The sequence below is a fragment of the Bradyrhizobium sp. STM 3561 genome (genome assembly GCF_045571455.1).
GTDB lineage: Bacteria > Pseudomonadota > Alphaproteobacteria > Rhizobiales > Xanthobacteraceae > Bradyrhizobium > Bradyrhizobium vignae.
Genome location: NZ_CP120695.1, coordinates 5,435,890 through 5,462,425 on the forward strand (window position 1 = coordinate 5,435,890; position 26,536 = coordinate 5,462,425).

Here is a 26,536-nt window from a genome sequence, read left to right on the forward strand (position 1 = left end):
CTCTCGCGCAGCCATCAGGCCAAGCATCACGCCGTCTCGTGATCGGCGACAACCGAATCCAGCGACGGAAGCTCAATGGACCCGGGAACGAAGCCGAGCAAATAGTCCACGGCCTTGCTCGCCTGTGAGGCGGCCCGCACGATGGCCCGACTGTCTTCGCGTAGGACTTCAAGCCAGGAGCCGATATAGTCGGCATGGCGCACGGTCGGGACGATCCCGAGCGACGCGCAGCTGAATGCGGAACTCAACTCGGCGACCAGTTCTTCAAAGGCATATTTCTTCGTACCGTAGGATCCGCTCTGGTCGCGATTGAGGCGCGAGGGATGCCCGGTCGCATGACCGAGTTCATGCAAAGCGGTACGGTGCCAGTTGATCGGTTCGAAATAGGCCTGCGGCGGCGGGACCTGAACATAGTCTTCGGCTGTTGCGTAGAATGCGCGATCTCCACCAATGCGAAATGGAATTCCGCTGGCCTTGATCAGGGCGTCAACCGTGGGGTCAATCAGGCCAGCCGGCGGTGGCGGCGCAGCGGTTGCGATGCCGTCGGGCAGTTCCTCGCACTGTTCGACGTTGAAAACGGTAAATCGTTTGAGGAATGGAATTGCCTGCGCGTCTTCGCCGGTCTCGGCCGCCCGGCGCTTTTCGTCATTCGGCACGAAACGATCAGCGTACACCACTGTGGTGCCGCGCTCTCCCTTGCGAACGTGGCCGCCGAGCGAGAGCGCCTGACGGAAGGTGAGCCAACTTTGACCGGCAAATCCGCGTTCGATCACGGCTCCCCAGAGGATGAGGATGTTAACGCCACTGTATTGCCGGTTGGTCGACGCGTTTTTCGGCATGGCCAGCGGCGCTTTCGCCGCGGCCGTACCCCAGGGCTGAACCCAGGGGACGCGTCCGGCCTCAAGCTCGGCAATGATCTTGTCGGTGATTTCGTTATAGAGGTTTGCCCGGTCCTGGCCGACGCGCGCGCAAGCAGTAGGGTTCGACATCGCGGGTCTCCGCGACGGGCGCCACGAGCCTCTCTCGCAGCTTGTAACCCGTCACGGAAAAACCAGCCTGCACTCTTTCTCTCAGCTTCTAGCGCAATCTGCCTTAGGCAGCAGGCCCGATCAGGCGTGCGCTCAAGGGCGCATCGCCTCAACGGAAAATGGCACCCGGAGAGCGTGAGCATAGCGACCCGAAGGGGCACGCGGGTCCGAGTGCAGCGACGAGACCGGTTCAATAGCGGCACCCGGGAACGGGGCAGTGATAGCGATCGCCGCAGGCGAGCCCCTTTCCCGAGTGCCCCCGGCGAGGAGCACCAAAGCTCTAGCGCGAGGGATCGAAGCCGCAAGGCGCGCGCCGTAGAGGCGTGGAGAAGAAGGGAGTGTTCGAAAGAATGGAGCCTGCTGGTTATGGCTCTTACTTGCCCGGCTTACCGGTGTCGGAAACGACTGAAACTCCGAAAGGGGAACGGGACCAGAGCATGCCGGGGAAACGTCTCGAAGTCGGGCGCCGCAGCCCGGTGGAGAGTACAAAGTAAAGGTATGCATGGTGAAAGCTGTATTGCCTGAATCCCAGTTTCCAGTTGCCAAAGGGCTGGCCGTAGCGAACGCGGCTGACACGCTATGCCACGCGGGGCGGATCGCACCTCCCAGTGCGAACTGCCACCAGTCCGCGTGGGACGACCACCGTCAGTGGATTAAGGAGACGAACGGGACACCTAAACATGCCGCAACTCCCCACGCACGTAACTACGGGATCGCCTACAGCAGGTTCTTTCGAGAACCTGTATGGCGACGGAGCCGTCATAGTACCCAAATGCCCGGCGTAATGGCCGGGACAGCCGCCGCGAGGTGGACGATCATGCGTATAAGGCCGGGCGACCGGACCGAAAGCGCCTCCGACCGGGGGAAGGACGATGCCGCTAACAGCGGCATTTGCAGTATGCGTAGAAGAGATTCTTCGACGGAGAGGTTCTGCTGATGCAGGCCGCTACCATCCAAAGAAGAATTGAATCACTGCCGACTTTGTCGCGGTCGGGTAAGCGCGTAAATGGCCTTCACCGCCTGATGAGATCTCCGCATCTCTTCGAGCGGGCCTACGAAAAGGTCTCCCGCAACAAGGGAGCCCTGACGCCCGGTGTAGATGGCAAGACCTTCGACGGCATGTCGCTGGCGAAGCTTGCCGATATTGCCAGGCGCGTAGCAGAGGGTACTTATCGCTTCCGGCCAGTCCGGAGGGTTTATATCCCGAAGGACAACGGCAAAACACGACCGCTGGGTATCCCCACGGTGGAAGACCGGCTCGTCCAGGAGGCGGTCAGGATATTGCTCGAAGCGATCTACGAACCTGTGTTCCTCGATGAGTCGCATGGGTTCCGCCCGGGCCGATCCTGCCATACCGCTCTCAAGACCATCAAGAAGACCTGGACGGGTTGTAAGTGGCTAGTCGAAGTGGATGTGCGTGGGTTCTTCGACAATATCGACCATGACATCCTGCTCGAGCTTCTGAGGAAACGGATCGATGACGATAGGTTCATCGGCCTGATCGAAGGAATGCTCAAAGCAGGTTACATGGAAGATTGGGTCTACGGACGCACGTACAGTGGTACGCCACAGGGCGGCGTTGTCTCGCCCTTGCTCGCCAACATCTATCTGCATGAGCTGGATCAGCGAATGCAGACAATGAAAGCGGACTTCGACAAAGGCCGCGTGCGGCGTCCATTCCCGCGCTATGCCGCGCTGGAACGGCGCGTGCTCCGTCTCCGCCGCAAAATTGAACGGCTCCGTGCCAACGGCGCGGATCAGGCCGAGATCGACGCTGCTTTTGCAGAGATCAAAGCCGTCAACAAGGAGAGACGGAAAGTGCCTTCCGTCGATCCGATGGACCCCAACTTCAAAAGGCTCCGCTACTGCCGCTACGCCGACGACTTCCTCATCGGCGTGATCGGGAGCAAGCGGGAAGCGTGTGAGATCATGGCGGGCGTCGAACAGTTCTTGACGCACGCCTTGAAGCTCGCCGTGTCGCCCGAGAAAAGTGGAGTTCACGCCGCTTCAAAGGGAGTGACCTTCCTCAGCTATCGCATCTCGACATACACATCCTACGGGGCTGGACGGAAAACCAGCCGCACGGGACCGGACGGACGGACATGGCGCGTGCTACGCCGCCCGACCACCGACAATGTCAGCTTGCGAGTGCCTCGGCAAGAAGTCACCAAGTTCTGTAAGCGACACGGCTATGGCGACCTCGCCAGGAAGACTGGCCGTCATCGCGCACAGTTCCTTGTTACCAGCGACGTCGCAACCGTCCTCGCCTATAACTCAGAGTTCCGTGGATTCGCGAACTACCATTCGTTGGCCGACGACATCAAAAGCGCTTTGGGACTGTTGGAGCTTGTCGTGTTCCGCAGTGCCGTGAAGACGCTGGCGATGCGACATCGGACGACGACAGCGAGAACCATGGCACGTCTGTGGAATGGGACGGACTACGAGGTCAGCTCTGTGGTCCGTGGCAAGCTTCGCAGTATCAAGCTATGGAGACTGAAGTATCTCACTCAAACCTACTGGACGAGTCCCTGTGGTGGATAATGTCACGGCAGGTGCGTGGTGGGTCAAAAACCCAAATGATCTCATCGATCGGCTTAGCGCTCGCAGATGCGAAGCGTGCGGCGGTATGAGCGGACCATTTGAGATGCATCACCTCCGCCGCGTCGGAGATCTGCGAAGCGTGCTGGCGGTTTGGAAACAGTCCGGTTGGCGGCGCAAGACCATTGTCCTGTGCCCGTCGTGCCGAACAACCGTTTCTGGTCGAAAGTATGCGCGTACGGAAAGCCGTGTGCATTGAAAGGTGCCCGCACGGTTTGGAGGGAGGCGTAGGGATATCCTCTTACGAGGTGTCCCGCGCCTACCCTACCGAGACGCTGCGCGGCTCGGTTCACGAGAGCCCGGTGTGGCCTTGGCCGCACGCGCCAAAACCTGAGCGAACGTGATGCAGGCAATGATACGAGAACCGCCCGGCATTTTCACAGGGGTCTCACAATTGTGGAAGAGAGGTCTGTGGGCGGAGCGAAAGCGAAGACCACTCGCGGACGCGGCGAAAGAGGCACCCGCAGGAGGGTCAGCATAGCGCCGACGCGTAGCGGCGGGACCCGGGACCGAGTGCAGTCGCGAGACCGGTTAAGAAGGCACCCGACCCGAAGGGCAGTGATAGCGACGCCGGCATGCAATGACGGCGGGCCCGAGGGCGAGTGCCTCCGGCGAGCTACTCAATGCGGATTTACGTCTCCTTGGTATCAATTTTGCTTTTGTGATATCGTCTCACGTGTGCGCATGTCTATGCACGGCGTGGGCTTGTTCACTGAGAGCCAATTCTTACAGAGGACGACATGGCCAAGAAAGCGAAGAAGGCAAAGAAGACCGCGAAGGCAGCTACCAAGAAGGCGGCAAAGAAGACTTCAAAGAAAAAGAAGTAGTCGTATCGGCTACTGATATATTGCCGCCTCCGGGTCGAGACCCGGATGAAAAGCGAGACCTCCCAAAGGATATGAAGCGTCCTTTGCAGCCGTTTGGTATCGCGGCACGCTAAGATAAGGCCGGACCTTTATGCAGGTGGCTGCTGCATAAAGGTCCGGTTTTCGTTTCTGCCCCGCGAGGGCGTGATCTGCTCGTGCGCGACGGATCGAAGCCGCAAGCCCGAGACGCTGCGCGGCTCGGTTCACGAGTGCCCGGTGCGGCGACAGCCGCACGCGCAAAAAGGGCAAGGAGCAACCACCTAAGCTCGGACGTCTGAAGTATCGGAAAACGGTGTTTCCAGGCACGGTTGGATGCAGGACCGCGCCGATCCGCATGCACGAGAGCGGGCCTTCGACATCGCCCGTCGAGATCCGCCAGCAGACGCATCCCGTCAAGAAGCGGAGGCCGCGGTTCGCGACGTGCTGGACTCGATCGGTGATACCTGCCCTGAATGCCCCCTCTGACTGGGCACGCTCCGACGCCAGCCCGTCTCTCCGACTCAGCGGCCTAGCCGTTTCTCCACCTGCTTGCGCGCGTTGCCGACCTTTTTGACGGCCTTTTTCACCGCCGGCGACGACTTTCCTATCTTCTTCGCCTCATACTGCACTTCGTAGTCCTGCCCGCCTGCCACTCTCGCCCGGTCCTGCTTTCGTCCCCGCGCCGTCTTCCTCTTCTTCGCTCCCGCCATGGGTGCCTCCTGTTGTGACATGGAAGCAACGCGACAGGGATTCGCAGGTTCCGGAACGATTCGAACTGTGCCAATTTGAATCGGCTGTAGCGTGGAGTTCTGCAGTGGCATTTCAGCGTAACAAGCCGGCAGCTATCGGCGTCAAGGCGCCTTTGCCCGGCTTCATCGAACCGGCCCTGGCATCCTCGACAGAGAAAGTGCCGTCGGGAGAGCGCTGGATTCACGAAATCAAATTCGACGGCTACCGTGTTCAGGTCCATCTGGCCAACGAGACGACGAAGATCTTCACCCGGCGAGGCCATGATTGGACGCATCGCTTCAAGAAGGTCGCTCAAGACGCCTGGCGGATCAAGGCGAACTCGGCGGTAGTGGACGGCGAGATCGTGGTCCCGGCCGCCGACGGCACCACCGATTTCTCGGTCCTGCAGAACGAACTCAGAGGCAAGTCCAAGAGCATCGTGCTCGTAGCGTTCGATCTGCTCTATCTGAACGGCCGAGATATCCGGAAGCTTCCGCTCTTTCAGCGCAAAGCCGAACTCAAGAAGATCCTAACCGGCACCGACATCCAGTTTAGCGAAAGTTTCGAAATAGACGGCCACCAGATGTTTGCGCACGCCTGCAAGCTCGGCCTCGAAGGCGTCATCTCGAAGGTCCGGGGCAGCGCCTATCCGGCGGGACGCACGAACGACTGGGTCAAGAAGACCTGCGTGCAGCGGGAGACGCTGACCATTGCCGGTTTCGCGCTCGATGGAACGAAGTGGGACGGCATCTGGCGTCAGCCGTCGACCTTCAGGAGCGCCTGAAGCCGCTGATCCGCAAGACGCAGCCTTATGCAAAGCGGATTGCGCACAAAGGCATCTGGGTCGAGCCCAAGCTGCTGGCGGAGATAGAGTACCGTGCGAAATCAGCTGAGGGGAAACTCCGCCATCCCTTCTTCAGGGGACTTCGGGAGGATCTGTAATGGATGCCTTTGACCGCTTCTGGCAGTGGGCGGAAAAGCCGCTCGATAGTCCGCTGACGATCCCTGCGGAGCTCCATCGAGCGGTGATGGAGCTGTCTCCGGAGGACAGACGGGACCGCGCGAGGTCAACGAATCCGCAGCGCGGGCGGTTTCCGGCCGATAGGTTACAAGCGATTGCTCAGTCTAAGCACGCCCGCTCGAGACGCATCATTCGACATTGACCGGCTTGAATTGGAAAGTATCAGAATTCGCGAAACGGAGTATGACCAGTCATCACCGGCAAAGGCACTCTGCCCGCGGGCACCGGTGACTGAGAGGCCAATCGCGCTCCCGCCTGCAGCAGGAGCCACCAATGTCTCAGGATTCCGAACGTGTCATCCTTGCCCGTCGCCATGTTGCCAGAGGACGTCAGATCGTCGAAAGGCAGCAACGGATGGTCAGCAATGGCGGTGCAAACACTGAGGAAGCCATAAGCTGCTGACTCTATTCGAAGCAACGCAGAACATCTTCGAGGATGATCTGGAGCGCATCTTGCGGGAAGAGCGCAACGGCTAAGGCTGGAGACCTGGCAGTTCAGATTGGCGATTTCCGATCTCGACGGCAAAGCAGGCGTTAATGCTAAGACTCGAGATGGTCACACTTCGAGACCTAACCTCGCGCTCGTCGTAACGCCTCTTCCAGCCGGGCCTTCTTTTTCCCAGCGCGCTTCCTCGTCCCGCGCGCTTTCCTCAAGAACCTCGAGTTGTTGTTGAATATCAGCGGCCTTTTCTTCGTGCTTGCGCGGGCCGCGTCCAAGGCGTCTTGCGCCTTGTCGACGGCGTGCTGCCATCGCTCGCGCTCCTTCTGCCGGGCGGCCTCCTCTTTGGCACGTTCGCGCTCCCGTCGCTTCTGCTCCCTCTCGAAAGCAAGTGCGGCGTCCCGGTCAGCCGCATCATCGTTGGCCCGCTTGGCAGGCTTCCGCGGTGGACGGCGGCCTGTCTTCTTTGAGCTGCCGCTGGCAAGGTCGGTAGGTAACTCCGCATGCTCCCCGAATGGCCCGTCGGAGCCGACAGGTCTCTTCAGAACGACGCCCGGCGCAGCCATGGTCGCCTCGATGACGTCCGGATCGTCGCTGTCCTTTGCCGCGCCCTGGTGGAAGAGATTGCTGTCGGCGCCCCAGGCTTCGAGGGCCCATGGAGGGAGCGGCGATCGCCAGATCGAAAAAAACCCAGCGAAGTCCGGTAGGTCTTGAGTTTTCTCGCCACGCCTCGCTCCCCACCTACCGACTCGATCATTTGATCCGCCGGTCAGTCTACCGCGCAAGCAGGGATACTTTAGATCGAGCGCACAGCGCCGCCTGTCCGGGATCTAATAAGCGACCGCCCCAGCGTCAGTGAAAAGCGCATTCGGATGCGCCCTGGACGCCACGGAGCAGGTCCTGCCCTGTTACGGAAAATAGGCCGGGCTCGTTGGTAGTTCGCTCACGCCGCTTGTTCGTGGGTCACGTAATCCATCGTGACCTTCGCGACGTTGGCGTCGATCCAGGCGGCCATGCGCTCCTCCTCCTTCAACGAAGCTTCCAGCGGAGCTCTGGCGGAATCCATCCCGGCCGCGGGGCAGAGCGCCAGCAGCGACTTGTAGGCAGCGATCTCGAAGTGCTCGAACGCATTATTCGCGAAAGTGTTCTTGAGGATTTCGTCACCCGCCATCGAATGGGCCATCGCCATTGTGTTCGCCGCGATGGATTGGGCCGTGTCCTTGAGACTGGAGGTCGTCTCGCCGCAGGCCTCGAGACACTGCTCAAGCCTCGTTAACTGAGTGTTCGTCTCCTGAAGATGGGCGGCAACCTTTTGCTTCACCTCCGGGTACTCATCCAAGCGCTCCGATTGACGTTCCAGTAGTTCGCGCGCCTGGGTCTCCATCGCATGCGCGTTCCTCAACCCGACCACGAATATATCGCGCGCTGTCTGTGTCATCAGTTCCTCCTGTGCTTTGCTGAAGGCGAGAACATCGCTCATGGAGCTACGTTCCAAATCGCACCCGGCTGCGGCGTCTCTACGCAGCCCTCGACGCGCCCGAGTCCTTGCCGCGATAGGAACAAGGGCGCCGCTAGGTCGTTCGGGCCCTGATTCCCGTTCAACCAAGCCGAGGCTCCCCATGTACCATCACGTCAAGAAACTGATGTTCACCGTCCGCGTCGATGAGCCGGACCCCCGGTTCGGCAACATGCTTCTTGAACAGTTCGGCGGAGCCAACGGCGAACTCGCCGCCGCGATGCAGTATTCTATCCAGGGGCTCAATTGCGAGGATCCGGATCGCAAGGACCTGCTCATGGACATCGGGACCGAGGAGCTGAGCCATCTGGAAGTCGTCGGCACGCTGGCCCGCATGCACCTCAAGCCATCAAAGTTCGACCGTCAGGCAGCCGAAGCCGATCCGCTGATTGCGATCGCGGGCGGCGGCGGGGTGAACCTGTTCAATTCGCAGGGCAACGCCTGGACCGCCGACTACCTCAAGATCACCGGCGAGCTCGACGTCGACCTGCGCAGCAACATCGCCGCCGAGGCCCGCGCCAAGATCGTCTATGAGCGGCTGATCAATTTCACCGAGGATGCCGGTACCAGGGACGCCCTCCAGTTCCTGATGACCCGCGAGATCACCCACATGAAGGCGTTCGCGCTGGCGCTCGAAAGCATGGCCAAGCCGGCCTTCAGCATCGGCCGCATCGCGCCGACACCCGGCCTGGTCGACCAGTTCTTCAATGATTCCACCGGCACCGGCGACCACGGCGAGATCGATACCCGTGGGCCCTGGAACGAGGGTGGCGAATGGGTCTTCACCGAATCGCCCGCGATCCAGGCCGGGGACCCGGGTCCTACGAGCACCATTGTCACGGAAAGCTCGGCGCCCGCGGACGAGGCAGGTCTCGGCGACCTGCTCATGGACGAACTCCGCGACCTCCTGCATGCCGAGAAGCAGTTGACTAAGGCGCTTCCCAAGATGGCCGAGGCAGCGCGCTACGACCAATTGCGCGAATTGTTCGAGCAGCATCTCGCCGAGACCGAAGCCCAGATCGAACGCATCAACGAATGCTTCGAACTGCTCGGCAAGTCGGCCCGCGCCAAGCCCTGCAAGGGCATGATGGGGCTCATCGAGGAAGGCGAGGAGATCATCGCAGAGGGTGAAGAGAAGGAAGACGCCGCCGCCGACCTGACGCTGATCGGAGCCGCGCAGCGCGTCGAGCACTATGAGATCGCAGGCTACACCACCGCCCGCAACATCGCGCAGCAGCTTCGCCACAGTGCCGTCGTCGCTCTGCTGTCGAAGTCTCTGGCGGAGGAGGAGAATGCCGACCAACTGCTGAACCAGGTCGCACGGTCGCTGATGTCGGTCGCGAAGATGCCTGCCGCGATCGAACAGGCGCAGTAACCCAGCCAGCGTGCACCGGCTGCCGATCCAATCCCGGCGGCGGATGATGCGAGTTCGAAAGCAGGATCCAAGTGGTGAAGCCGTCGAAGGGTAAACTTCATGAGGAACGCTGAGCTTTATCTCGAATTCGCAAGCCACTATCGAGCAGCGATGCTGAAAGCGCCGGATCCGTTCTCGAGGTGGCACTTGGAAATTCTTGAACGCAGCTACCGCATGGTGGGCGAGAGCGAGACCCTGCTGGAACGATCATCGGGCTTCGCGCGAACGCTCGTACAATCCGCGCCCCGGTCCGCGGAGCGTCCACAGATGCTGCTGCGCATTGTCCCGCCAGCCGCTACCGGGCCCAAATCGGGCGATCTTTGAGGGAGCTCACTCGTTCTCATCCTTGCCGGCCTGCGAAGTGTTGGCGCGCCGTTCGTAGTCCTCCGCCAGCGCGTTGAGCCGCGCGGCGGTTTCCTGATCGTTGATCGAAGCCGCGAGGCGGCGACACCTTCGGGCCTCAGCCAGCAGTCGGGCTTTCTCGTCTTCCATGGCGATCCAATCCACTTCTCGCGGCCCGGTTGCGCCTGGATAACGAACGATTACCATGAAACGTAAGATCCCGAACACCACGTGAAGCGACCCTTGCCCGGTCGCGGCATCCTGCCGCGGCCGCAAACCTGCCGTTAAGCCCTTGGTGGGACCTTGCGCGAAAAGGAGCTCGCTTCCCGTTGTGGGCGGCGGCTTTCGTGGCGCTGGCCTGCGTCGCCATTCTGGCGCTGAGCGGATGGCGCGAATGGGAAGCGCGCCAAGTCGAGTTGCGCAATGCCGAAGTCGATATGGCCAATCTCGCCCAGTCGCTGACGCAGCACGCCGAGGATACGTTCAAACTCGCCGATACCATCCTTGCCGGCATAGTCGACCGGATGGAGGTCGGCGGAACGAGCCCGGCCGCCGTTACGAAGATCCAGACCTTCCTGCAGGCCCGCAAGTACAACAGACAACGCGTCCGCGGCATTTTCGTCTACGGCGAAACCGGCCGGTGGCTCGCCACGACCGAAGACATTGACTTCGCGAGCCTTAACAACAGCGACCGTGACTACTTCCAGCACCATCGTGCCTCGGCGGACCGCGGGACGTTGATCGGCCGGCCGGTGAAGAGCCGGTCCGGCGGCCAGTGGATCATCACCGCATCCCGCCGTTTCAATCGTCCCGACGGCAGCTTCGCGGGCGTGGTGCTGACGAGCGTCGACCTCGCTTATTTCATGCAGTTCTACCGGCGCTTCGACATCGGGCCCAATGGCGCGGTCGCGCTGCTGAATGCCGACGGCACCATGCTGACCCGAAGTCGCGACGAGGACGGTGCCTACGTTGGGCGCGACATGTCGGGTTCGCCGCTGTTTCGGACCATGGGCCACCGGCCGGACGCCGGCGCCTATTATTTCAAGTCGCCGCTGGACGGGCAGGAGCGACTGAGCTTCTACCAAAAAAGCAGCCGCTATCATCTGTCGCGCCAATCATCGCCGGAAGAAGGAGATCTGGGTCGAGACGGCGCTGCGGTCACCCGGTTGTCGGAAACCCGTGAGATCGATGGCGTGGTGGCGATCTCACGCGACATGACCGAGCAGAAGGATCTCCAGGACAAATTGGCCGCGCTCGCCACGTCCGACGGGGCTCACCGGCATCGCCAACCGCCGTCATTTCGACGAGCGGCTCGCGGAAGAACGGGCGCGCGCCAAGCGCGACGGCACCCCGCTTTCGTTACTGCTGGTGGACGTCGATCACTTCAAGAAGTTCAACGACCAATATGGCCACCAGGCCGGCGATGCCTGCCTGCGCGCGCTCGTGCGGATCCTCTCCGCCCGGGTCCGCCGCCCCTCGGATCTTGCCGCGGGCTACGGCGGCGAGGAGTTCGTCCTGCTTTTGCCGAACACGGACGCGGAGGGCTGCGAGCTCGTCGCCGAGAATGTGCGCCGGGCGCTCCGCAAACGTCGGCATGCTGCACGCTTTGAACCCGCCGTGGGTCACCTGGCCGCGCACCAAAAGCGCCTGAGTCAGAGCGGTCAGAGGTTCCGAGAGCCACCGAGTTCCACCAACGCTGGTCGCATTGAAGCGGAGCCCGTCCAATCGTACAGACGGAGAACCGCCACGCTGATGAGGCAATCGAATTGAAGGATCGCGAGACGACACCCGAAGCCAGGGCCGACAAGTCGTGTCCGCGCGGCAGCCGCAAGTTCGAACTTGTCTGGTCTCTCCTCAATCCAGCCTCAATCCAGGTGCCGGTCGTACCGTTCTGAGGTTCGAATGCCGTTGCCGGGAGCGGACCTGGTCCGAGTGAATGGGCGTATCCTTTCCGTTGCAGTGCATCCAAGATGTGCGTCCCGATTCACATGCGTTATGGCTGGCGACCTTCCGATGATGGTAGTCGACTCTCATGGCTGACGTAGCGAACAAGCGGCGCCGGCGCTTCATGCATACGATGTCGCTGACGGAGCGATTGCGGGTCGCCGCTGAGTTGGCGCGCGAGCGCGCGGATGACGCCGCCGACGAGGTGCACCGGGAAATGCTGCTGAAGAAGGCCGTCGCCGCCGAGAACGTCGCGCAAATCGAGAGCTTCCTCACGGGAAGGCCGCGACCGCCCGCGCACGCCACTACACTTCAGAACGCTCGTCCATCCAAAAAATAGTGCGACATCGCGTCGTCGATCCGCGTTGGTGGATCGTGCTGGAACAAACCCCGCCGCGGTGGCAGGCTATCGTTCTCCGACAACTTCGAGTCCTTCGCCATGCGATCGCACATTCAGTTACCGGAGCCGATCGCGACGGTGTTCATCACCGAGCAGCTCGCCGACCGTGTAGCGGCGGCACCCGATTTCCTGCGCGAGAAGCTCGCGATCCAGAATCTGGCGGAAGTCATGTCGGATCATCCGGACGAGGTCCTGGCGCACCTCGTCAAGCTGGGCATGGAGATCTGCGGCGCCCATTCGGCCGGCATCAGCATCTTCGAGCCAGAGGCCCGCCGATTCCGCTGGCACGCGCTTGCCGGCGAACTCGCGACCTTCGAAGGCGCCACGACGCCGCGGAATTTCAGTCCTTGCGGCGTATGCCTCGACCTCGCCGAACCCATCCTCATGGAACGGCCCGAACGCGCCTACGATTGGATCCGCGAGGCCGGCATCACGGTGCCGGAGGTGCTGCTCGTGCCGCTGACGGTGAAGGGGGCCGATGCCATCGGCACACTTTGGTTGGTGGCGGCCGATGCGGGCCACTTCAACAAGGAGCACGCACGGGTTATGGCCGAACTGGCGGCGTTCGCCGGCGTGGCCTTGCGCATGATCCAGACTGAACAGCGCCTCAATCTCGCCTTGCAGCAGCAGGAGACGCTGACGCGCGAGATGAGCCACCGCATCAAGAATCTCTTCACGGTCGCCGACAGCATGGTCCGGATGACCGCCCGTAGCGCGGCCTCCAAGGAGGATCTGGCCGAGATCTTGTCCGGCCGCCTGCACGCGCTGGCGCAGGCCAATGCTCTGATCCGACGGTCCTTCGGCACCGACGTCTCCGCCGTCGCCAGTTTCGGCGACCTGATCGCGCGCATCCTTCGACCGCACGAGCAGGGCCAGGCCGCTCTCTCCGGCCCCGACCTCGCGATCGGAGAACAGGCCACCAACCAACTCGCTCTCGTCTTTCACGAACTGGCGACTAACGCGGCCAAGTACGGAGCGCTCAACTGCGACCGCGGTTCGTTGACGATCTCCTGGGCGGTCACGGCCGACGCCGTCGACATCGTCTGGAACGAAAAGGGCGCTTCCTCGGTGAAGGCTCCCTCGGAGACTGGATTCGGCACCAAGCTCGTGGAAACTACGATCGGCAGGATCGGCGGCAAGATCGACCGCGAATGGTCGACGGACGGCCTCCGCGTCCGGATTTCGCTGCCGCTGAGCGCGTTGCGCAACTGATCGGAAGATCGGAGCAGGAACTCATTCTCCGCGGTGCGATTGATTTCCGTGGAGAGTTCGATGGCCAAGATCCAGATGTCGCATGCCCGGGACACGAACGGCGCAGGATGGAGCTTGGAGGCCCCGCTGGGAACTTCTTGCGGTGGTGTGCTTGTAGGATCGCTTATGCCCGCCTGAAAACGTGGCGCGGCGCGACAAAGACGAAATTTTTCAGCGCAAAGAGGCGGCCGATCGCAATGCCTCGGCGATCGGTCTGGCGACCGAGGGCGGAGATCGAGGGCGGGAGGCTAAATCCCGTCCGAGATTTCCTGCGAAGGGATGGAAGGACATCCTGCAGCGCGTCTACGGCAACATCGACGAGCACCGCCTCCTGGCGCTCGCGGCGGGCATGACATACTACAGCATCCTCGCGATCGGCGCTGGCGGCTCTCGTAGCGATCTACGGCCTCTTCTCCGATCCGGGCAGCATCGCCAAACACCTCGATCAGGTCTCCGGATTCCTTCCGGGCGGCGCAATCGACGTTGCCAGGGATCGGCTTACGCGCGTCGCGTCGAAGAGCAATCAAGCCCTCGGTGTGACCTTCGTCATCGGCTTGGCGGTCTCGCTCTGGAGCGCGAACGCCGCGATGAAGTCTCTGTTCGATACGCTCAACATCGTGTACGGCGAGAAGGAGAAGCGTGGCTTCGTGAAGCTCAATATCGTTTTCCCTGTCCTTCACGGTTGCCAGGATCGCGTTCGTGTTGGCCGCACTTGGCGCAGTGGTGGTTCTGCCGCTGTTCCTGAACTTCGTCGGCCTTTCGAACGCCGCGGACCTTCTGGTCCGCATCGGGCGATGGCCCGCGATGTCCGTCACCCTCGGTCTGACGCCTGCGTTGATCTATCGGTTCGGCCCGAGCCGTGAGGCGCCGCGCTGGCGCTGGATTACCTGGGGCAGCGCGGTCGCGACCGTCCTGTGGCTCGGTGCGTCGGCACTGTTCTCCTGGTACGCCGCCAACTTCGGCAAGTTCAAGGAGACCGACGGATCGCTCGCGCCGCGATCGGCTTCATGACATGGCTGTGGATCTCCGCGATCGTGATCCTTCTCGGAGCCGAGCTCGATGCCGAGATGGAGCACCAGACCGTGCGTGACACGACGACAGGCGCGGAGAAGCCCATGGGCGCGCGCGGCGCTAGCATGGCAGACACGGGCGCAGCGTGCAGCGGCTGATCATGCCCTACGCCGCTCCCGCATTTCGAGACCGTGCAAAATGGCCGCAGGAACCTGCGTAGAACCTCAAGGATCGCTTGGTTTCCAACGTCTGCAGCCTGCGCTCAGCACACCGGATGCTTCACGATTGGCTCGGCCGACTTTCGCTGCGGCTTTGCGGCGGGCTTTTTCGCCGTCTCCTTGGCCGATCTTTTGCCAGTGATCGGCATCAGCATTTGCTTCTGCCCAGCGGCCGCCTTGCGCGGCGTCTTGGCTGCTTTCTTCGGCGCCTCTGTCCGGCCCGGTCGCGTCTCTTCCAATGCTCTTGCGCAGTGCGTCCATCAGGTCCACGACGTTCTCGCCGCGGGGACTCGCTTTGGCGGTGATGGGTTTGCCGGCGCGCTTCTGATTGATGAGCTCGATGAGGGCGGTTTCGTACTGGTCTTCGAACTTGTCCGGCTCGAAATGGCCCGCCTTCTGATTGACGATGTGTTTGGCGAGATCGAGCATATCCTTGGTAACTTTGACATCCTGGATGTCGTCGAAATATTCATCGGCTGAACGGACTTCGTAGGGGTAGCAGCAGCGTTCCGATCAAGCCCTTGTCCAGCGGCTCGAGCGCAATGATGTGCTCGCGATTGGTCTGCACCACACAACCGATCGCGACCTTGTTCATCTCGCGGATGGTTTCCGGAATGACATCGTGCCCGACTTTACCGTCGGGACGCAGGTAGTAGGGCCGGATGAGATATCGCGGATTGATCTCGCTGCGGTCGACGAACTCGTCGATCTCGATCGTTCGCGTCGATTCCAGCGCGACGTTCTCAAGCTCCTCCTTGGTCACCTCGATGAACGTATCGGTATCGACCTTGTACCCCTTGACGATGTACTTGTTGTCAACCTCCTCGCCGGTGTCGGCGCGACCTTGGCGTACTTGATCCGATGGCCGGTCTTTCGGTTCAGCTGGTTGAACGAGACGGATTCCGAGGTGCCGGATCGAGCGCGACCGGACATGACCAGGGAAAGACGCAGGAAGCCTTTCCAGTTAGCGCGGGGGGCCATGCCGGGGGAACTCCGATACTGATACCTGATTCAAGACGAACGATCAGGCTGGGTTCCGACACCGCGACCCGTCCCATAGGAGGATTTTTCTCAGCGGCTGCCCCAGTCGGACTCGACATTTGTTCTTGCTATGTTCTAATTCGGGCATGACCGACCGACCCGCGAGCTGGCGCATGCCGACCCCGAAGCAGATGGAAAAACTGGCCGCCGAAGCCGGCCGGAGACGAGCGCCGTCCGCTGCGGGTCCTGATACGCCCCCCTCGGCCGAATATTGGGAATCGGTCCTCAAAGACCCTCGCGCCGGCGCGACTTTGGCCCAGGCCAGACATCGACGCCTTTCGGAAATTAAGGGCCGGGTGCTGCGCGTCTCCTGCCGCCGCTGCGAGCGGACCGTGGAAATCCAGACGGCCGATGCCGTCCGCTTGTATGGAGATAACGCGCTCTGGAAGGACGTGGCGCAGCGATTGCTCGACAACACCTGCCAGCAGCGCAGCGGCCGGCATGAGGAAGACGGCTGCTGGCCAGCGTTCGAGCCGTAGTCGCTCAGGATTCGCGATCCGATCTCTTTGCACCTGGATGTCCGGATGGCGCCGAAGTATCACCCTACGCCTTTGTCGGGCGGCGATCGCAAGGCTCTGGCGAAAGAGCTCGGCAAGGCACGTGCGATGGCAAACATCCTGGCTACCCAATCGGCGGAGATGCGGGCCAAAGGCGAGGCCATGATCCAGCAAGCGGACAGGCTGCTTTGCGAAAGCTGGAACGAGCGGATGTGGAGTGACGGCGAACCGATCGATCGTCGTCGACCATCGATCAGGCCGTCAACGGAGGCTTTCCCTGGCTGGAGATCAGGTGCGCACGGTGCAAGACGCCGAGCGACGTGGACCTCGCGGCGATGAAGCATCGGCCGACTACGTTCGTGCACGATCTCGCCAGCCGGCTGCGCTGCCGCAAATGCGCCAGGGCGGACCGGCGTCCATCCGCGACTCTGCTACAGTTGACGTGGCAGCCGCGCCACCCTCGAACCGAATCCTGACCGATGTGCAACCTTTATTCCATCACGACCAACCAAGCCGCGATCAGCGCGCTATTCCGCGTCTGAATCGACACGTCGGCAATCTGGCGCCGATGCCCGGGGTTTTTCCCGACTACAAAGCACCGATCGTACGGAACGGAGCCAAGGGCCGCGAGCTCGCTTCGGCGCGGTGGGGGATGCCATCATCATCAAAGGCGCTGATGGACGCCACCAAGAAACGAGCGGAAAAGCTGCAGGCCAAAGGCAAGGCGGTGGATATTTCAAGGAATTGCTCAGACTGGAGCCGGACGGCGGCACGACCAACATCCGCAATGTGAAGAGCAAACACTGGGCCCGCTGGCTCGGCGTCGAGCATCGCTGTGTGGTGCCGTTCAATTCGTTCAGTGAGTTCAACAAGGCCGAGGGCGGCGATATTTGGTTCGCGCTCGATGAGACTCGTCCCCTCGCCTGTTTCGCCGGCATCTGGACGAAGGTCAAAGAAGGTGAGACGACCAACGACCTCTACGCGTTCCTGACGACAGAGCCGAAGGCCGAGGTCGGAGCCATCCACCCCAAGGCCATGCCCGTGATCCTTACGACGCCGGACGAGGTCGAGTCCTGGATGACAGCCCCAGCGGACGAGGCCCTGAAATTCCAAAGGCCCCTTCCGGATCGAAGCCTCCGGATCGTGGCCCGCGGCGTGAAGGAAGACCCGGCTGGGCAGACAGCATGACGGACGGAGACGACGACCAGGCAGAGCCCTCGCTCACCCGACGCAAGATCACCGATGGACGCCTTTTGGCGCGCAGGTTCGGAGTTAGGTCGGCAATGCCGTCGGTGACGGTCAGACAGCAATGTCCGGATCTGATCTACGTGAAGCTGCTTTTCGAGGTCTACAAGGCGGCCTCGCAGTAAATCCGCGAGATATTCGCAAGCACACTCCAATCATCCAGCCTCTGTCTCTGGCCGAGGCCTATCTCGGAGAGGATCACCTCGGGCTTCGGAAAGTTGAGGGCGTAGTTGCATTGCAAAGGCCCGTGCCCGACAATCAACTCATCGATGACATGCCTGGAGCGGACACGGAATACGTAGCAAAGGCGTGAGGCCTGAGAAGTGAGATTATCCCCTGCGTAGCGCAGCGGCGGAAACAATCCGACTTCAAGGCTACGAGCACAAATGTTAGGTTCGAACAGCCACCGACCACAGCCTTTTCGATAGGTCCTAGGTCATCCATGCGCCTAATAATTGAAGAACGAGTCGAACATTCTCTTCGCTACCTCCGCCCAACGGAGAGCGCGAAGGTCATGCATACGCTTGGAGAACTCGAAAGAGCTGACTTTGCTCACTGGCGCGAAAAATTCAAAGTTGTAAAGTCGCAGACCGCCGGGGTTCAGCCGTTCTTCGTTATTCGCGTTAATCCCCGGCTCCGGATCATTTGTCGATATGGGGAAAATGAGACGCTGATCATTGAGGATATCGTTACTCACGAAGGCCTCGAAAAATTTGCTTCCGGGAAGCAGCGAAGATGAAGACGTTCGCTTCTCACACTTTTTCGTTTGATGACTGCGCTGTGCAGCTCGATACATTCCACGGTTTACTCCGCTCAAAAGTAGAGCTCAGCGAACGAGACGACATTCTACCTTTTTTCAAGAAGAACACACAGCTCGCGTCGTTCATAAGCACGTATGTGCCCGATATTGCTAACCCGGATCGGATCGCAATCGAGTACGACATCTTTGGCGACTTTGCCTGCGATCTCGCGATCGGAGACTCAACGTCGAAGAGCTATCTTTTGGTGGAATTCGAGGATGCCAAGCCGAACAGCTTGTTTATCACGGCAGGCAAGAAGGCAACACCTGAATGGGCACCTCGCCTTGAGCACGGACTTTCACAAGTTCTGGACTGGTTCTGGAAGCTTGGTGATATGGAGAAGTCGGACGATTATGAAAATCGATTCGGGGCACGACATGTAAGTTTTAATGGACTAGTTGTTGTCGGAAGAGATCAACAGCTCGAGGCACGTGAGAAGATTCGCCTGAAATGGCGCCAGGATCACACGGTAGTACACTCAAAGAAGGTCTCGGTAGTAACCTTTGACCAACTAGCCCGCGATCTTCGTTATCGACTCTCGCGATATTCACAAATCGCGCAGGCAAAGCAGGCATGAACGATACGGCCAGCTCGTTTTGGTTGATTGCAGGCGCGCTTGCCCAAGCGTCTGCTAGAGTTTCAGTTCCACTTTCGGGTAGCCTGATGCTGCCCAACATACGATTACTTTTCGCGAGGCCTCGTCGAAGAAAAAGGCTAAGCGAATGGTATGGCGCGGCTCTGTGCTCACTCCGTATCCGATATGCTCTTTTAGCTTCACACGGGCGTCGCGGTAGGTCACTTCGTAGTCAGCCGCGTACATACCCATGGTGATTTCGGACTGATGGGCGTTGTACCTAAACTGGCAGCTTTCCCGGCAGGAGTGGTCCAAATCAGCGCACCTCTCAACTCCTGTGCGCGCGTTCTAATACGTCGTCGCTAACCAATTGAAAGCCGCATACAACAGTTCCCGCTGTTCAAATTGAGAAGCCTCCTTTGAGGCGCGACCGTCGAGTACTTCTATGCGGCTCGTGAAATCGTTGCGTGCGCCGTCAATCGCCTCGTCTGTCGTTTCAATCCCCGGCACGTCAGCGGGCTGGCTGTCTTGATCGGCAGCCTTGGAACGCTGCGCCTGAAGAAACATGTTCTTCCAAAGAAGAAGCGCATAGTCGGCTGCGGTTTCTCAGAACGCACAATGATGCAGTCGGTTCGCCAGAGGAGCCGTGACTGAAGGTCGCCATGCTCGAACCGGACAGCGGCGACATCCCGTTCTTCAATCTCATCTTGCCAGCGGAGCACCTGGATCTTTTCGCCGCCCGGAAACACAAGGGGCTCTGCGAGCTTTGGCCAATTTACCGGACGCGCAAGCGGCCTGCGCGCATTCTTAAAAAGCCAATTCGCCACGTGCTCAAGCACCTCCGCCACGGTCGGCGGTGGAGTCTCGGCCTGCTCACCCATCAAGAATGCTGAGAAGTAGGTGGGTTGCACCGCTCCCCTCAAAACGTCGGCTAATATGCGATTCGCCGTAAAGTTTTATCGTACTCTTTCTTGTTGGCCACAACTATAGGTGTCTCTTTTGGCCGGTCCTGCTTCTCCGCAACGTCCAGGCGAAGACGCTTGTCGAAGTAGTAAAGCAAGGCGAGTCGCACCTTCAATTCGCAACGGCCATTGCTCATGCCGTAGTCGCGCTCGATCGTTTTCTGCTGCGCGGCGGAAAGTTTTGGGTTGGGCACGAGGACAACGGTGAACGTGTTGTGCCAATCGTGATCATCAGATGACTTTGCTTCAGGCGCGCCTGTCTGGCCGACCGCGAGGCACCTTGAGATGATAAAATCCTTGAAAGCACGTTCGATGTGACAGAACGCGCGTACGTGCCATCGCAGTCCATCTGTACCGAACGCGTGTGGGGTGATCCAGCGCCACATGGGTTCTGGCCTGCTATCGTTCAGCGACTGATATTCGATATGTGCGGAGCGCTGGGTCCGTATCGCTGTCAGGAAGAAGCGTAGAGTTTCCGGGTCCACTCGCCGTGACGGAATCGGCGTCACCCCCACGTCCGTGAGGGGAAGCATCCACGTATCGAGCGGCGATATGACATCCTCAGCAAGGGCGCGCATTTGGGCGAGATAGCGTTCGGCATTCGGCCGTAGGATACGCGGTTCAAACGTGTCCGACGGAAGGTAGCGTTTGCCGCTGCTGTCGTACCGCAGGTTTTCCGGAGCCCGCTCGCGGTATTGGGCTAGGTCAGCGGAGGCTTGGGGGATCGACACCCCGAATCTCTCCTTCAGGTCGGAGCGGTTGACGCTCCCCTCCCAAAATAGACGAAACTCAATGAATTCAAGACGTTGTTCCGCACCCCAGCGGGGCTTGGCGGGGGACTTGTCCACTGCGGCACTCCGATTATCAGTAAAGTTTCTTGACAGATATAGTTTCTTTATTCATAGGAAGACTAGACCCATCTCCGCTGCGTAGTCAACGATTCGGTTGGCCGCAGCACAGACTGCTTTTGGATTCAACGATGAGCCGCAGCCACGTCGATCATGCCGACATCGTCCGCTTTGCTTCCGAACGGGTAAACCTTCCTAAGGAGCAGGCCGACGAGTACCGCGCGCAAGTGCGTCGTCTGCGTGAGCGGCTTGAAACCTATCTGGCCGAACACCCGGAATTTTCGCTCCGAAAAATGCTTTTGTCGGGCAGCCTTGCCAAGGGTACCGCCCTTCGCACGCTCAACGACATCGACGTGGCCTGCTACATTAGCGGAGCGAACGCGCCCAAGGATGTCAGCGCACTGATCGAATACCTCGCCGAACGGCTTCGCAAGGCATTCCCGAACTTCTCGCCCGACCAGGTCAAGCCGCAGACCTATAGCGTGACCGTGTCCTTCAAGGGCACCGGCCTCGACGTTGACGTTGTCCCGATCCTCTATGACGGCGACAAGGACTGGTATGGCAACCTCGTCAGCCAGGAGGACGGCTCCTTCCTGAAGACCAATATTCCCTACCACCTTGAGTTCATTCGCAAGCGGAAGGCGGCACAGGAAAAGGACTTCGCGCAAGTTGCCCGTCTCCTGAAGTTCTGGACGCGCAAGCTGAAGAACGAGCAAGAAGGTTTCCGTTTCAAGTCTTTCATGGTCGAGTTGGTCCTCGCCCATCTCGCCGACGGCGGGGCCAATCTCTCGGACTATCCGGAGGCGCTGCAGCATTTCTTCACCTACGTCGCCAAGAGCAATTTCCGCCAGCTCATCGTTTTCGGCGACTACTACCCCGTTTCAAGCGCCGGCACGATCACCGAGCCTGTGAAGATCATCGATCCAGTCAACGCGGTGAACAACGTCAGCCGTCTTTATACGGCGCAACAGGCCGACGCGATTGTCGATGCCGCACTCGACGCGGGCGATGCGATTGATGCGGCGCTCGCCGCGCCAACCAAGGGTGAAACAGTTCGGTACTGGCAGCTAGTCTTTGGATCCTCATTTCAGGTCTGAGAGAACATGAGCACGAGTTACGCACTGACGGCAACCACGGCGTTCACAGTGACGCATGCGCGGCACATGGCGTCCAAAGTTGCGACTGACCTCAAGCGCGTGCAGCGATTCTATGGCGAACCGAGCGACATGCGGATCGCGAACTACGAGACTGAACTCACCGAGCTTTTGAAGGCTGGGTTCCTGTCCGAAGTCACCTACGGCTTCCAGCGGAACGGCTCCTGGATCGAGCCAACGCTGCGCTACACCGCGCAGGACCTGCAGGGCATGACGGCCAACGACGACGATCCGGGAAAGGTGCGCGCGGGTGCTGACGTGAGCAACGCCAGCTTTGGTTCGTTCCTGACATATTCCTCAGCTTACTTCACCGCGAGCGAGGCCACACGTGCCGCAGTGCATCGCTTGCTGCCCTTCTCGCGCGGCGATTCCGCCAATCCGGGCGTGTCCGGCTACTTTTCAGCCGACCGCACCTATTCGGCGGGCGGACAAGCCCTCAACCGTCAGAGCGTTCGGAGCTGGTAATGAACATGAAGCCTACCCTTGATGACCTCTTTGAGAGCCGCTTAACCTTCCCCGATCCACTCGCGCGCCAGCGGCTCGCCGCTCTCGTCGGGCTGGATGATCACAAGCAGCGTCTCATGAAAATTCTCGGCCTGCTGATCAATCCCGATGGCCTGAAGAAGTGGGCTCAAGCCCATCACCCGCAACTGAACGGTTCGTTGAGTAGCATCCTGCGACGGCCGCCGCTCGTGGTGCTCGCAGGGGACGTCGGTTCAGGCAAGACGGAACTTGCCGAGACAATTGGCGATGAGGTGGCGCGCCAGGAAAATATCGATGTAACTCTCTTTCCCCTGAGCCTTGCCACTAGAGGGCAAGGTCGTGTCGGTGAAATGACCCAGCTAATTTCCGCCGCGTTCGACCACACGGTGACTGAAGCTTCAAAACTAAAGTCAGCTACCGGCAAGTCCCGGGGTGGCATCATCCTGCTAGTCGACGAAGCCGACGCGCTCGCGCAATCCCGCGAGGCGACCCAAATGCATCACGAAGATCGCGCTGGCGTGAATGCATTCATCCGCGGCGTAGACCGGATCGGAAATGGCGCGCTGCCTGCCGCTGTGATCATGTGCACCAACCGGCTTGGCGCGCTGGATCCTGCCTTGCGGCGCCGCGCAGCCGAGATCCTGCAATTCCAAAGGCCAGACGGCGCCCAGCGCCACGCTGTTCTAAGCAGGATACTTACCGAACTCGGCTTCTCAGCGGCACATATTGAACAGGTCGTCACGGCCACAGGGCCGGCGGCGGGCATCCGTTATGGATGCACGTTCTCTGATCTGACACAACGGCTCCTTCCCGCCATCATTCTGGACGCCTACCCCACGAAAGCCGTCACCGCAGTGCGCGCTGTTGACATCGCCAGGGCGATAGTCCCTACGCCGCCATTTCAGGAGAAATCGACGTGAGCGGCTGGTCCTTAACCCAATTGTTGTCCGGGCTGCACGACGAGATTCAGCAGAAGCTCGCAATTGCAAGAAGCTCCTTTGCGCATCCTGGAATAAAGGGAGATGCGAGCGAGCAGGTTTGGCTCGACATGCTGCAGGCATACCTCCCTCAACGCTATCAGGCCGCATCAGCCCACGTAGTCGATAGTCAGGGGAAGTTCAGTGACCAAATCGATGTCGTCGTCTTCGATCGTCAGTATTCTCCCTTCATATTCAAGTTCCAGGGCCAAACCATCGTTCCCGCGGAGAGCGTCTATGCTGCATTTGAGGCCAAGCAGGCCATCAACGCGGCCCAGGTCGAATATGCGCAAAAGAAGATCGCAACTGTACGGCGGCTGCACCGCACGAGCCTCCCCATCCCGCACGCCGGCGGCACCTATCCCGCTAAGCAACTCATCCCCATCCTGGGAGGGCTTCTTACATTTGAGAGCGATTGGACTCCTGCTTTCGGCACTCCGTTGGAAAATGTCCTCGCAACTACCGATCCAATTGAACGCTTGAATATGGGCTGCGTCGCCGCACATGGCCACTTTGCGTTCGACCCGAAGACCAGCTCCTACATCTTCACCAGGGAAGGACGGCCTGCGACTGCGTTTTTGTTCAACCTCATCTCGACTCTGCAGTTCAGCGGCACAGTGCCGATGATCGACATCCAGGCCTACGCGCGTTGGCTGGCCTAGGCTTTTAGCGGCTAAACAAAAGGTGTTGAGCAAGATTGCGCGATGAATGCGAATCACGATGAGATCAGGGTACGCTGCCTCTTCCGGACCATTTTCGCGCCGGATCATTGGCTGTGCTGGGACTTGTGTTCGGCCCCGGCCGGTGATGATGCCACATTAGACTGGCGGCCCGTTCAGAGCTTTGGACTGCGCTGCGCTAATCTGACCTTTGGTAACGACCTGCAACATTATTGCCTGTACCAAGAGTAGGAACTTTCAAATGGACCGCGTCTCAATTGATCTCAAGCACTGCTACGGCATCAAGGCCCTCTCAAAGGATTTTGATTTCAAGAAGACCAAGGCTTACGCCATTTATGCCCCAAACGGCGTGATGAAGTCGTCGCTAGCCCAGACGTTCGCCGACGCGGCAGCAGGTGCCGATTCCCAAGATCGGATTTTCACCGGCCGCAAAACGGTCCGAAAGATCACCGACCAGGCGGGTAACAGCATCGATGGGGACCGTATCCTCGTCGTCCTACCTTATGATTCGGAATTCGGCCCCACTGAAAAGACATCTACACTTCTCGTCGACGCAAAGCTGCGCAAAGAGTACGAGCAGCTTCACGTCGACATCGAAGACGCGAAGGCTGTCCTTTTAAAGGATATCCGGCAAACGGCTGCTTCCAAGCGCGATTTCGAGATCGAGATTGCTGGTGCCTTCACCAACGGCAGCGACTTTGAGACAGCTGTTACTCGTATCCGGACCGAGCTGGAAAAACAGAAAGACGCGCCCTTCTCTGAAGTTTCCTACGACATCATCTTCGCCGACAAGGTCGTAACGGCCCTGGAAGGCAACGACCTAAAGGACGAAGTGGGCGACTATATCCGGCGATATAACGAGCTGATGGCGAACTCGACCTACTTCAAGAAAGGAATGTTCGACTACTACAATGCCGGTCAGATCGCAAAAAGCCTGGCAAGCAATGGCTTCTTCGACGCGAAACACGTTGTCACGCTGAGGTCGGCATCGGGAGGGGTCAAGGAGATTGCAACAGAGAAAGAACTCGAAGCCGTAATCGCGCAGGAGAAGGAGACCATTCTTAAGGACAAGGAGCTCCGGAAATCATTCGACGCGCTTTCGAAAAAGCTCGAGCGAAACTCCGAACTTCGTGATTTCTGCCGTTATCTTCAGGAGAACGAGACCCTGCTCTCCAGAATGAACAATCTTCCAAAGTTCAGGGAAGACGTTCTGAAATCATATCTGAAGGTACATCAGGATCACTATGAAGATCTGATGCAGAAATACGATGCCGCTGCAAAGCGCAAAAAACAAATCGAGGACGAGGCCCGAAAGCAGCGCACGCAATGGGAAGAGACCATTGCGATCTTCAACGACCGCTTTTTCGTTCCGTTCCGGCTGGAGGCGCGAAATCGCATCGAGGTAATGCTGGGTGAGGATGAGATCATTGATCTCGGGTTTACCTACATCGACGGCACCGAGACTGCAGACGTTGAGAAGCGGGAGCTCGTGCAGGTCCTCAGCACTGGCGAACGCAAGGCTCTGTATATCCTTAACGTCATTTTCGAAGTGCAACGCCGGATCAAGGTGGGCCTGGAGACCTTGGTCGTCGTCGATGACATCGCAGACTCCTTTGATTACTCAAACAAATATGCGATCATTCAGTATTTGAAGGACATCAGCGAGGCTGGCCCCTTTAAGCTGATCATAATGACGCACAACTTTGACTTCTTCCGGACAATCGAAGGTCGCTTCGTGGGATATCCGAACTGCTTGATGGCATCGAAGAATGCTCAGGGCGTATCGCTGGCACAAGCAACCGGAATACGGAACGTTTTTGCAAATGACTGGAAGGTAAACTTCTTCAAAGACGCGAAAAAGAAAATCGCCTCGATCTGTTTCCTGAGAAATCTAGTCGAGATGACAACGGGCGAGACTGATCCCCACTACGGGAAACTAACTTCCATGCTGCATTGGAGGTCCGACTCGCCGAGCATCTCAGTGCGAGATTTAGATGCCATTTACAACGCTGTATGTAAGACGTCCGGCACTTCGCAGGACGCCGGCAAATTGGTGCACGTTCTCATCACCGAAGAAGCCGAAAAATGCCTCGGAGGATCCGCAGGCTTGAACCTGGAGAACAAGATCGTGCTCGCGGTAGCAACGCGCCTGGCTGCGGAACGCTTCATGATTGCTAAACTCAATGACGCCGTTTTTCTAGCCGCGATCAAGTACAATCAGACTCAAGCCCTCATCGGCAAGTTCAAGGAAATTTTTCCAAACGACACGCCCCAGATCAATTGTCTAGATCGCGTCGCCCTTATGACGCCCGAGAATATTCACGTTAACTCGTTCATGTATGAACCGATCGTCGACATGTCGGACGAACATCTCAAGCGTCTGTACGAAGATGTGACGAAGCTCAAATAAGGTGGCTTGCCGCTTGTTAAAAGGCCGCGGCGGGCCATGGCGTGTGCGGATCGCCGAACCCGAACCGACGCGGAGCGATCTTTGGTGGTGCGTTGGGTTCTTTGTAAACT

22 protein-coding genes and 8 pseudogenes are annotated in these 26,536 nt (G+C 59.5%); 22 read left to right on the forward strand and 8 right to left on the reverse strand.

The window, feature by feature from the left end:
* Window positions 1-26 precede the first annotated feature (26 nt).
* On the reverse strand, window positions 27-989 hold the full coding sequence (locus tag P6U28_RS25725) for an ArdC family protein (protein ID WP_122401256.1): 963 nt from the start codon (window positions 987-989) through the stop codon (window positions 27-29).
* 975 nt (window positions 990-1,964) lie between these two features.
* Between P6U28_RS25725 and P6U28_RS25730 the strand changes: the two genes are divergently transcribed.
* Window positions 1,965-3,569, forward strand: a complete 1,605-nt coding sequence (locus tag P6U28_RS25730) for a reverse transcriptase domain-containing protein (protein ID WP_407120208.1) — start codon at window positions 1,965-1,967, stop codon at window positions 3,567-3,569.
* Window positions 3,570-3,672: 103 nt separating this feature from the next.
* Complete coding sequence (locus tag P6U28_RS25735) at window positions 3,673-3,825, forward strand: hypothetical protein (RefSeq protein ID WP_407123120.1); 153 nt, start codon at window positions 3,673-3,675, stop codon at window positions 3,823-3,825.
* A gap of 1,167 nt (window positions 3,826-4,992) precedes the next feature.
* Here P6U28_RS25735 and P6U28_RS25740 read toward each other — a convergent pair.
* Window positions 4,993-5,181, reverse strand: coding sequence for a DUF3606 domain-containing protein (locus tag P6U28_RS25740; protein ID WP_122406414.1), 189 nt, complete (start codon window positions 5,179-5,181; stop codon window positions 4,993-4,995).
* 104 nt (window positions 5,182-5,285) lie between these two features.
* On the opposite strand from P6U28_RS25740, the pseudogene P6U28_RS25745 reads away from it, so the two are divergent.
* Window positions 5,286-6,142: pseudogene (locus tag P6U28_RS25745) on the forward strand (DNA ligase).
* 648 nt (window positions 6,143-6,790) lie between these two features.
* On the opposite strand, the pseudogene P6U28_RS25750 reads toward P6U28_RS25745, so the two are convergent.
* Window positions 6,791-7,386: pseudogene (locus tag P6U28_RS25750) on the reverse strand (cell envelope biogenesis protein TolA).
* 216 nt (window positions 7,387-7,602) lie between these two features.
* Window positions 7,603-8,097 (reverse strand): ferritin-like domain-containing protein, encoded by a 495-nt coding sequence (locus P6U28_RS25755; RefSeq protein ID WP_122406413.1) that lies wholly within the window; start codon window positions 8,095-8,097, stop codon window positions 7,603-7,605.
* 181 nt (window positions 8,098-8,278) lie between these two features.
* Between P6U28_RS25755 and P6U28_RS25760 the strand changes: the two genes are divergently transcribed.
* Both P6U28_RS25760 and P6U28_RS25765 read left to right on the forward strand, forming a co-directional pair.
* Window positions 8,279-9,550, forward strand: a complete 1,272-nt coding sequence (locus P6U28_RS25760; protein WP_122401253.1) for a DUF892 family protein — start codon at window positions 8,279-8,281, stop codon at window positions 9,548-9,550.
* A gap of 99 nt (window positions 9,551-9,649) precedes the next feature.
* The gene (locus P6U28_RS25765) at window positions 9,650-9,913 is read left to right on the forward strand and encodes a hypothetical protein (protein ID WP_407120209.1); all 264 of its coding nucleotides are present in this window, start codon (window positions 9,650-9,652) and stop codon (window positions 9,911-9,913) included.
* 6 nt (window positions 9,914-9,919) lie between these two features.
* On the opposite strand, the gene P6U28_RS25770 is transcribed toward P6U28_RS25765, so the two are convergent.
* Window positions 9,920-10,081 carry a hypothetical protein gene (locus P6U28_RS25770; protein WP_160118754.1) on the reverse strand — a complete coding sequence of 54 codons (162 nt, stop codon included), beginning with the start codon at window positions 10,079-10,081 and terminating at the stop codon, window positions 9,920-9,922.
* Window positions 10,082-10,368: 287 nt separating this feature from the next.
* Here P6U28_RS25770 and P6U28_RS25775 point away from each other — a divergent pair.
* The 5 genes and pseudogenes from P6U28_RS25775 to P6U28_RS25795 form a co-directional block, all read left to right on the forward strand.
* A pseudogene (locus P6U28_RS25775) lies at window positions 10,369-10,977 on the forward strand (cache domain-containing protein); the annotation flags it as partial.
* A gap of 235 nt (window positions 10,978-11,212) precedes the next feature.
* The gene (locus tag P6U28_RS25780; RefSeq protein WP_244607999.1) at window positions 11,213-11,701 is read left to right on the forward strand and encodes a GGDEF domain-containing protein; all 489 of its coding nucleotides are present in this window, start codon (window positions 11,213-11,215) and stop codon (window positions 11,699-11,701) included.
* A 307-nt stretch (window positions 11,702-12,008) separates the two neighbouring features.
* Window positions 12,009-12,215, forward strand: a complete 207-nt coding sequence (locus P6U28_RS25785) for a hypothetical protein (RefSeq protein WP_145986954.1) — start codon at window positions 12,009-12,011, stop codon at window positions 12,213-12,215.
* A 99-nt stretch (window positions 12,216-12,314) separates the two neighbouring features.
* On the forward strand, window positions 12,315-13,487 hold the full coding sequence (locus P6U28_RS25790) for a sensor histidine kinase (RefSeq protein ID WP_122401248.1): 1,173 nt from the start codon (window positions 12,315-12,317) through the stop codon (window positions 13,485-13,487).
* A gap of 60 nt (window positions 13,488-13,547) precedes the next feature.
* Window positions 13,548-14,695 (forward strand): annotated as a pseudogene (locus tag P6U28_RS25795) (YihY/virulence factor BrkB family protein).
* 104 nt (window positions 14,696-14,799) lie between these two features.
* On the opposite strand, the pseudogene P6U28_RS25800 reads toward P6U28_RS25795, so the two are convergent.
* Window positions 14,800-15,736 (reverse strand): annotated as a pseudogene (locus tag P6U28_RS25800) (Ku protein).
* Between the two features lie 146 nt (window positions 15,737-15,882).
* On the opposite strand from P6U28_RS25800, the gene P6U28_RS25805 reads away from it, so the two are divergent.
* The 6 genes and pseudogenes from P6U28_RS25805 (at window position 15,883) to P6U28_RS25830 (ending at window position 18,915) form a co-directional block, all read left to right on the forward strand.
* Complete coding sequence (locus P6U28_RS25805) at window positions 15,883-16,275, forward strand: hypothetical protein (protein WP_407120210.1); 393 nt, start codon at window positions 15,883-15,885, stop codon at window positions 16,273-16,275.
* A 45-nt stretch (window positions 16,276-16,320) separates the two neighbouring features.
* Window positions 16,321-16,769: pseudogene (locus P6U28_RS25810) on the forward strand (hypothetical protein).
* Window positions 16,770-16,772: 3 nt separating this feature from the next.
* Window positions 16,773-17,481, forward strand: a pseudogene (locus P6U28_RS25815) (SOS response-associated peptidase).
* 68 nt (window positions 17,482-17,549) lie between these two features.
* Window positions 17,550-17,728, forward strand: a pseudogene (locus P6U28_RS25820) (DNA polymerase IV); the annotation flags it as partial.
* Between the two features lie 324 nt (window positions 17,729-18,052).
* Complete coding sequence (locus tag P6U28_RS25825; protein WP_145986953.1) at window positions 18,053-18,277, forward strand: hypothetical protein; 225 nt, start codon at window positions 18,053-18,055, stop codon at window positions 18,275-18,277.
* Complete coding sequence (locus P6U28_RS25830) at window positions 18,274-18,915, forward strand: Shedu anti-phage system protein SduA domain-containing protein (protein ID WP_407120211.1); 642 nt, start codon at window positions 18,274-18,276, stop codon at window positions 18,913-18,915. The genes P6U28_RS25825 and P6U28_RS25830 overlap by 4 nt, the downstream gene beginning before the upstream one ends.
* A gap of 345 nt (window positions 18,916-19,260) precedes the next feature.
* Here P6U28_RS25830 and P6U28_RS25835 read toward each other — a convergent pair whose 3' ends face one another.
* On the reverse strand, window positions 19,261-19,479 hold the full coding sequence (locus tag P6U28_RS25835; protein ID WP_407120212.1) for a hypothetical protein: 219 nt from the start codon (window positions 19,477-19,479) through the stop codon (window positions 19,261-19,263).
* Between the two features lie 95 nt (window positions 19,480-19,574).
* On the opposite strand from P6U28_RS25835, the gene P6U28_RS25840 reads away from it, so the two are divergent.
* Entirely contained in the window at window positions 19,575-19,805 is a 231-nt protein-coding gene (locus P6U28_RS25840) for a hypothetical protein (protein ID WP_122401243.1), read from the forward strand.
* A 38-nt stretch (window positions 19,806-19,843) separates the two neighbouring features.
* Here P6U28_RS25840 and P6U28_RS25845 read toward each other — a convergent pair whose 3' ends face one another.
* A complete protein-coding gene (locus tag P6U28_RS25845) occupies window positions 19,844-20,722 on the reverse strand; it encodes a WYL domain-containing protein (RefSeq protein ID WP_122401242.1) in 879 nt (292 codons plus the stop codon).
* A gap of 131 nt (window positions 20,723-20,853) precedes the next feature.
* On the opposite strand from P6U28_RS25845, the gene P6U28_RS25850 reads away from it, so the two are divergent.
* From P6U28_RS25850 to P6U28_RS25870, 5 genes are all read left to right on the forward strand, one after another.
* Window positions 20,854-21,819: a CBASS oligonucleotide cyclase gene (locus P6U28_RS25850; RefSeq protein WP_122401241.1), complete on the forward strand. Its 966-nt coding sequence runs from the start codon at window positions 20,854-20,856 to the stop codon at window positions 21,817-21,819.
* Between the two features lie 6 nt (window positions 21,820-21,825).
* Window positions 21,826-22,341: a hypothetical protein gene (locus P6U28_RS25855; RefSeq protein WP_122401240.1), complete on the forward strand. Its 516-nt coding sequence runs from the start codon at window positions 21,826-21,828 to the stop codon at window positions 22,339-22,341.
* A complete protein-coding gene (locus P6U28_RS25860; RefSeq protein WP_122401239.1) occupies window positions 22,341-23,279 on the forward strand; it encodes an ATP-binding protein in 939 nt (312 codons plus the stop codon). The genes P6U28_RS25855 and P6U28_RS25860 overlap by 1 nt, the downstream gene beginning before the upstream one ends.
* Window positions 23,276-23,998, forward strand: a complete 723-nt coding sequence (locus P6U28_RS25865) for a DUF6602 domain-containing protein (protein WP_122401238.1) — start codon at window positions 23,276-23,278, stop codon at window positions 23,996-23,998. The genes P6U28_RS25860 and P6U28_RS25865 overlap by 4 nt, the downstream gene beginning before the upstream one ends.
* A 259-nt stretch (window positions 23,999-24,257) precedes the next feature.
* Window positions 24,258-26,426: a phage infection protein gene (locus P6U28_RS25870; RefSeq protein WP_407120213.1), complete on the forward strand. Its 2,169-nt coding sequence runs from the start codon at window positions 24,258-24,260 to the stop codon at window positions 26,424-26,426.
* The last annotated feature ends 110 nt before the right edge of the window (window positions 26,427-26,536 follow it).

What these genes read in the sequence shown, in the direction of transcription:
- P6U28_RS25860 (WP_122401239.1), top strand. Translation starts at nt 22,341, where the DNA reads ATGAACATGAAGCCTACCCTTGATGACCTCTTTGAGAGCCGCTTAACC.
- P6U28_RS25740 (WP_122406414.1), bottom strand. Translation starts at nt 5,181, where the DNA reads ATGGCGGGAGCGAAGAAGAGGAAGACGGCGCGGGGACGAAAGCAGGAC.
- P6U28_RS25835 (WP_407120212.1), bottom strand. Translation starts at nt 19,479, where the DNA reads ATGTTTCTTCAGGCGCAGCGTTCCAAGGCTGCCGATCAAGACAGCCAG.
- P6U28_RS25830 (WP_407120211.1), top strand. Translation starts at nt 18,274, where the DNA reads ATGAAGACGTTCGCTTCTCACACTTTTTCGTTTGATGACTGCGCTGTG.
- P6U28_RS25870 (WP_407120213.1), top strand. Translation starts at nt 24,258, where the DNA reads ATGGACCGCGTCTCAATTGATCTCAAGCACTGCTACGGCATCAAGGCC.
- P6U28_RS25825 (WP_145986953.1), top strand. Translation starts at nt 18,053, where the DNA reads ATGCATACGCTTGGAGAACTCGAAAGAGCTGACTTTGCTCACTGGCGC.
- P6U28_RS25785 (WP_145986954.1), top strand. Translation starts at nt 12,009, where the DNA reads ATGTCGCTGACGGAGCGATTGCGGGTCGCCGCTGAGTTGGCGCGCGAG.
- P6U28_RS25755 (WP_122406413.1), bottom strand. Translation starts at nt 8,097, where the DNA reads ATGACACAGACAGCGCGCGATATATTCGTGGTCGGGTTGAGGAACGCG.
- P6U28_RS25840 (WP_122401243.1), top strand. Translation starts at nt 19,575, where the DNA reads ATGCTCGAACCGGACAGCGGCGACATCCCGTTCTTCAATCTCATCTTG.
- P6U28_RS25850 (WP_122401241.1), top strand. Translation starts at nt 20,854, where the DNA reads ATGAGCCGCAGCCACGTCGATCATGCCGACATCGTCCGCTTTGCTTCC.
- P6U28_RS25790 (WP_122401248.1), top strand. Translation starts at nt 12,315, where the DNA reads ATGCGATCGCACATTCAGTTACCGGAGCCGATCGCGACGGTGTTCATC.
- P6U28_RS25805 (WP_407120210.1), top strand. Translation starts at nt 15,883, where the DNA reads ATGACCGACCGACCCGCGAGCTGGCGCATGCCGACCCCGAAGCAGATG.
- P6U28_RS25765 (WP_407120209.1), top strand. Translation starts at nt 9,650, where the DNA reads ATGAGGAACGCTGAGCTTTATCTCGAATTCGCAAGCCACTATCGAGCA.
- P6U28_RS25760 (WP_122401253.1), top strand. Translation starts at nt 8,279, where the DNA reads ATGTACCATCACGTCAAGAAACTGATGTTCACCGTCCGCGTCGATGAG.
- P6U28_RS25855 (WP_122401240.1), top strand. Translation starts at nt 21,826, where the DNA reads ATGAGCACGAGTTACGCACTGACGGCAACCACGGCGTTCACAGTGACG.
- P6U28_RS25735 (WP_407123120.1), top strand. Translation starts at nt 3,673, where the DNA reads ATGCATCACCTCCGCCGCGTCGGAGATCTGCGAAGCGTGCTGGCGGTT.
- P6U28_RS25770 (WP_160118754.1), bottom strand. Translation starts at nt 10,081, where the DNA reads ATGGAAGACGAGAAAGCCCGACTGCTGGCTGAGGCCCGAAGGTGTCGC.
- P6U28_RS25725 (WP_122401256.1), bottom strand. Translation starts at nt 989, where the DNA reads ATGTCGAACCCTACTGCTTGCGCGCGCGTCGGCCAGGACCGGGCAAAC.
- P6U28_RS25730 (WP_407120208.1), top strand. Translation starts at nt 1,965, where the DNA reads ATGCAGGCCGCTACCATCCAAAGAAGAATTGAATCACTGCCGACTTTG.